Genomic DNA, 5,864 nt, shown 5'->3' on the forward strand with positions numbered 1-5,864 from the left:
TGGAATCGAAGTCATCGCGACCGCCGGCGATATTGAAGACACGGCCGAATGCGCGATCGCACCGGGCACTCAGATCGAGGTACGCGATCTGTTTTTCAACACTCCCGCGCGCCTCAAATTCCTCAAGACGGTTCCCACCGAGCAAAGCGCGGTCGCCGTGGCGATTCAGCGGCTGGCGCTGATGAACTATCAAATCGCCTTCTCGCTTTCCGCGGATGGCCGCACCCTGTTCGAATTGCCACGCGCGGCATCGTCGCTGGAACGGGTGCGCCAGATTTTCGGAGCAAAGCTCGCTGCTCAAATGCTAACCTTTGAAGCGGTGCGCAATGCGATCCGGGTTCGCGGCCTGGCCACCATGAGCCAGGAATCGTTCGCGACCCCGAGACTTGTCTTCACTTTCGTAAATGGCCGCTCGGTACGTGACAAGCTTCTCACTCGTGCGGTCGCACAGGCGTATCAGAGCCTGCTGCCGCGCGGGCGCCATCCTGCCATCGTCCTCGCCGTGGAACTGCGTCATGAAGACGTCGACGTGAACGTGCATCCGATGAAGACCGAGGTGCGCTTTCGTAACTCCGGCGCCGTGTTCGAGACAGTCTATCATGCCCTGCGCAACCGATTGTCAGACCAGACCGGCGAGGCTGAGCGTGGACCCGGCGTGCAAGTGATGGTACCAGCGCCACAAACCGGCGCTCTGGCCGGAGCACCCGGCGACCCGGTTCACGCCGCCGCGGCAGCGCAGAACTATCGCTCTACGGTACTCCGCCTGTTACCCGATGCCGCGGTGGTGCCGACGACCCAGCGTCCACTGGGATTGGGTTTTGCGCGAAACGACGATTCCCCGGCCGTCACCCCCACTTCCGTTCCGACCTATTCGGGGCTGCGCGTTATTGGACAGTTGTTCGCCGGTTATATCGCGCTGGAAAGCGACGAGGGAATGTTGCTAGTCGACCAGCACGCCGCGCACGAGCGGGTGACCTTTGAAAAACTCCGGGCGCAACTCCGTGACGGCGGAATCCAAATTCAGGCGATGCTCACTCCGGTTATCATAGAATTGAATCCAGCGCGGGCCGCGCCGATCCAGGCAGCGATTCCGCAACTGCGCGCGATGGGCTTTGAGATCGAGGCTTTCGGCGCAACCGCGCTCCTGCTGAAGGGAACCCCCGCGGTGTTCGGCGCGGAAGGCGGAGCAAGGCTGCTCTCCGACATGATCGAAAGCCTGGGCGAGAGCGGTTGGCGTCTCAGTGGCCAGTCAGCATTCGAAGAGTCGCTTAAGCAACTCGCCTGTCATGGCTCGGTGCGGGTTGGGCGCGCGCTGGAAATTGCAGAAATCCATGGCCTGCTGGCCGAGCTGGATCGAACCGAATTCAAAACCAATTGTCCGCACGGCAGGCCAGTCCATATCCAATTCTCGCGCGGCCAGATCGAACGCATGTTCCGCCGCTGACCCCCTAAGTTGCTCCTCCCTCCGTTATGCGCAAGACGAGACTGGTAAGCGCAACCCGATTTCGCGGCGCGCCCTTTAAACTTAAAGAATGTCGCCCGGACTGACTCGCGTTGGATTTATCGTTGGCCCTACCGGCGCCGGCAAGAGTGCGCTGGCGATTGAAGTCGCCACCCGCCTCGGCGCGGAGATAGTCAATGCCGACTCGCGACAAGTCTACCGCGGAATGAATCTGGGCACCGCCAAACCATCCGCGGCGGAGCGCCGCGGCGTCGCGCATCATCTTATTGACATCCGCTCGCCTGCCGAACCGCTCGATGTCGCCACCTTTACCACCCTGGCGCGTGCGGCAATCGAACAAATCGCCACCCGCGGTCGGCACCCGATCGTGGTGGGCGGGAGCGGCCTCTATCTGCGCGCGTTGCGCGGGGGAATTTTTCGGGGCCCCGCCGCGTCGCGTGAAATTCGTGAGCGATTGGAGCGCGCCGCGCGAGATCATGGCGTCTCTCACCTTCACCAGCGTTTGCGCGAAATCGACCCGGCCGCGGCACGACGCATTGGCGTCAACGATCTCTATCGCATCACCCGAGCCATCGAGGTGTGGGAACTGACCGGCGAACCGATCAGCTCCCATCAAGCCCGTCATGGGTTCGCAAACCGAAGCTACGATTGCCTGACCCTGGGAATCTCGATGGACCGCGCCGAACTCTACGCAGCCATCGATCGACGCTTCGATGAAATGATTGGGCAAGGCCTGGTCGAGGAGGTGCGCAGTCTGCTCGCCGCAGGCTATCGCGCCGATCGCCCTCCGCTCGGTTCCATCGGCTACCAGCAGATCGCGGCTCACCTGCGTGGTGAGATGGGACTGGCGGAAGCGGTCGAGATCGCCAAGCGCGAGTCGCGTCGCTTCGCAAAGCGTCAATTGACCTGGTTCCGCGCCGACCCGGAGATCGTGTGGCTTGACCGAAACGGCGCCGCCAAGCAGGCTGGGAAGCTGCTTGGAGACTTCTTTGCGGACTCAAGTGCAACCTAGCCGAAACGTCGATTCTTGAAACCGAGATTGAAATCCGCGCACCGGCGCAAAGCGGCTCCCGTGCCAATATCGAATGCGCCCTTGAACGCGATCGAACGGGTCCGCCTGGCACGCAATCCCATGCGCCCCCAGACCCTCGACTACGTGGAAGCGTTGATCAGCGGATTCTTCGAGCTGCACGGGGACCGTCGGTTCGCCGACGATGGCGCCGTGGTCGCGGGACTCGGTTACTTCGGCAAGCAGGAGGTGGCAGTGGTCGGACATCAGCGCGGCAAGACCACCAGCGAGCGAATCAGGCGCAACTTCGGCTCTGCCAAACCGGAGGGCTATCGGAAGGCGGCGCGCGTCTTCGAGCTCGCCAATCGCTTCAGCCTGCCCCTTATCACCTTCGTCGATACTCAGGGCGCCGACCCGGGCTTGGGCGCGGAGGAACGCGGCCAAAACGAGGCGATCGCGCACAACCTCGAACTGATGGCACGGCTGGAAGTCCCCATCATCTGTTGCGTCATCGGCGAAGGCGGTTCCGGCGGCGCGCTCGCGATCGGAGTCGGGAACGTTGTGTTGATGCAAGAAAACGCCTGCTACTCGGTGATTACGCCGGAAGGCTGCGCGGCGATCCTGTGGCGCGAAGCGAGCGAGGAAAACGTCGCGATTGCAGCGTCGGCAATGAAGCTCTCCGCACCCGACCTTCTTGAACTGGGAGTTATCGACGAGATCATCGCGGAGCCTGCAGGAGGGGCACACACCGAGCCCGCGCAGGCGGCGCACAACCTAGGCGTGGCGATCACTCGCCATTTCGAACCTCTCAGGAGAATGAGCCCCGCAGCGCTGCGCCGCGCGCGAGAAAGCAAGTTTGCCGCGATGGGCAACGGGTTCCTGACCAAGCAAAGCGTTGCCAACGCTGGTCGGGTGGGCTAGCCATCCTTGCGCTATGCCACGCTCCGCAAGAAAACCCGAGGCCGAAAAACCGTCGCTCGAAAGTCTCCGCAAACGAATCGACGAACTCGACCGCAAGATTCTCGACCTGGTCTCAATGCGTGCTGGGATTGTCGAGCAGGTGGGCGAACTCAAGCACACCGCGGGCGAGGTGGCGTATGTCCCCTCACGCGAGCGCGCCATCTACGAGCGCATGCTTGCGGAGAATCCGGGCCCCTTAACCGCTGAACAGGTCAAACGCATTTTCACCGAGATCATTTCCGCGTGCCGTGCGCTCGAGCACATGCCGCGGGTCGCGTTCCTGGGTCCGGAACTGACTTACTCACACGATGCGGCCCGGCTGCGTTTCGGATCCAGCGTCGAATTCGTGCCCGAAAGCACCCACGCCGGAGTTTTCCAGGCGCTCGACAACGGCAGGGCGGATTTCGGCGTGGTGCCGGTGGAAAATTCGACGGAAGGCACCATCACCCTGACGCTGGACCTGTTGATTGACTCGGCCCTGGTGATCATCGGGGAGGTCCTACTGCCGGTTCGCCACGCGATCGCTTCGCGCGATGGCAACTCCGCGCAGATAAGGAAGATAGTCTCGCATCAGCAATCGCTTGGTCAGTGCCGCGGTTACCTGGCCGCAAACTTCCCCGGACGTGAACTGGAAGCCATGGCGTCCAACCGGTTTGCAGCGCAGCGGGCGGCCGAGGACCCGCAGTGTGCGGCCATCGCTTCGCTCGCCGCCCTGGAGGCCAGCGGCCTCAAGGTAATTGCCGAGAACATCCAGGACGTCGCTACCAACACCACCCGCTTTCTGGTCATCGGTAAACGTCCGGTGGAGCGCTCCGGCTCCGATAAGACCACGATACTGTTCGCGGTTCGCGACAAGGTCGGCGCGCTCCACGAAGCCATCAGCCTGTTTGCGCGCAACCAGATAAACATCTCAAAGATCGAATCGCGTCCGTTGCGCTCGCGCCCGTGGGAGTACATTTTCTTCCTCGACTTCGGCGGACATCGCGATGACCCCCGGGTTAAGCGTGCGCTCAAGGCGCTGGAACGCAAAGCTCTTTTTTTGAAAGTGCTTGGATCGTATCCTGAAGGCAGATCGATCTCCGCGTGACCGGGGCGATCGCATTCGCTTGGCAAACATCGAAGACCTGGTGCTCCCTTCGGTCGCTGCGATCGCGCCGTACGAGCCGGGGAAGCCTGCCGAAGAGCTGCAGCGCGAACTCGGAATCAGCGAGTCGATCAAGCTCGCATCGAATGAAAATCCCCTCGGACCCTCCCCGCGCGCGGTGGAAGCGATCAAGGCCGCGCTCAGCGAGTTGAATCGCTATCCCGATGGCGCGAACTTCGAACTGCGCCGCAAGATCGCGGAACATCACAACCTTCCCGTCACCCACATATTCGCTGCTTCCGGGTCGGTCGAGGTCATCAACCTACTCGCCTTCCTGTTTCTGAGGCCCGGGCTCAACTCGGTGTTCTCGGATCACGCGTTTGCGATCTATCCGCTGGCGACCGCGGCCGCGGGAGGCGGCGCGAAGGTTGCTCCGACCAGCGATGGTTACTCTCACGATCTGGAAGCAATCGCCGAGCAGATCGACCCAAACACTCGGCTGGTATTTCTCGCCAATCCCAACAATCCGACCGGAACGATCTATCGGCGCGCCGAGTGGAAGCGGTTCCTGGGGCGAGTGCCGGAAGGGGTGGTGGTGGTTGCCGACGAGGCATACTTCGAGTTCGTTCGCGATGGCGGATACCCGGACTCGCTCGAGGATCACGACGAGCACCGCCTGCTCGTAACGCTGCGAACTTTTTCCAAAATCTTCGGGCTAGCCGGCCTGCGCGCCGGCTATGCGGTCGCGCGCCCCGAGATCGTCCGCCTGCTCAACAATGTACGGCAGCCCTTCAACGTAACTTCCCTGGCCCAGGTCGCGGTAATTGCCGCGATGGACGACCGAGCCCATGTCGCGCAAACCTTGCGGGTCAATGCCGGGGGCATGGACTACCTGGAGAACGAGTTTCACCGGCTTAAGATTCCGTTTGTTCCGAGTCACGCAAATTTTCTCCTCACCGACGTCGGTGACGGTCGAGCGGTGTACGATAGGCTGCTACGCAAAGGTATGATCGTGCGTCCGATGCACGGATACGGCTACCCGCGCCATGTCCGCATCAGCGTGTGATTACCCGAGGAGAACCGCAAGCTGGTTGCCGCGCTGGCTGAGGTGCTTTCCGCGCCGCCGGAGCGGTGAAGGGCATGCGGAGCTACTGGCAAAGCACCAGATTAGGCTGGACGATCATCGCGACGATGTTCGCGGTCGCGATCGTGGAATGGCCCTGGGCGCCGGTGAGCATTCCCACTCACTGGAACGGCGAGGGCTCGATCGATCGATACGGCGGCAAGTTCCAAGGATTGCTGCTGGTTCCGCTGAGCGCGGCATTCGCATGGGGGTTGATTACCGCCCT

6 protein-coding genes are annotated in these 5,864 nt (G+C 62.1%); all 6 read left to right on the forward strand.

Going from position 1 to position 5,864, the window contains the following annotated elements:
* Nucleotides 1-1,444, forward strand: a 1,444-nt coding sequence (gene mutL / locus VGI36_16320) for a DNA mismatch repair endonuclease MutL (protein HEY2486713.1), incomplete at its 5' end; no start/stop codon positions are given.
* A gap of 88 nt (nt 1,445-1,532) precedes the next feature.
* The gene (gene miaA / locus VGI36_16325; protein ID HEY2486714.1) at nt 1,533-2,474 is read left to right on the forward strand and encodes a tRNA (adenosine(37)-N6)-dimethylallyltransferase MiaA; all 942 of its coding nucleotides are present in this window, start codon (nt 1,533-1,535) and stop codon (nt 2,472-2,474) included.
* Between the two features lie 60 nt (nt 2,475-2,534).
* The gene (locus tag VGI36_16330) at nt 2,535-3,392 is read left to right on the forward strand and encodes an acetyl-CoA carboxylase carboxyltransferase subunit alpha (GenBank protein ID HEY2486715.1); all 858 of its coding nucleotides are present in this window, start codon (nt 2,535-2,537) and stop codon (nt 3,390-3,392) included.
* Nucleotides 3,393-3,405: 13 nt separating this feature from the next.
* Nucleotides 3,406-4,518, forward strand: a complete 1,113-nt coding sequence (gene pheA, locus VGI36_16335) for a prephenate dehydratase (protein HEY2486716.1) — start codon at nt 3,406-3,408, stop codon at nt 4,516-4,518.
* A gap of 19 nt (nt 4,519-4,537) precedes the next feature.
* Nucleotides 4,538-5,581, forward strand: coding sequence for a histidinol-phosphate transaminase (gene hisC, locus VGI36_16340; protein HEY2486717.1), 1,044 nt, complete (start codon nt 4,538-4,540; stop codon nt 5,579-5,581).
* Nucleotides 5,582-5,655: 74 nt separating this feature from the next.
* Nucleotides 5,656-5,864, forward strand: a 209-nt coding sequence (locus tag VGI36_16345; GenBank protein HEY2486718.1) for a DUF1648 domain-containing protein, incomplete at its 3' end; no start/stop codon positions are given.

Source organism: Candidatus Binataceae bacterium, assembly GCA_036495685.1.
Taxonomy (GTDB): domain Bacteria; phylum Desulfobacterota; class Binatia; order Binatales; family Binataceae; genus JAFAHS01.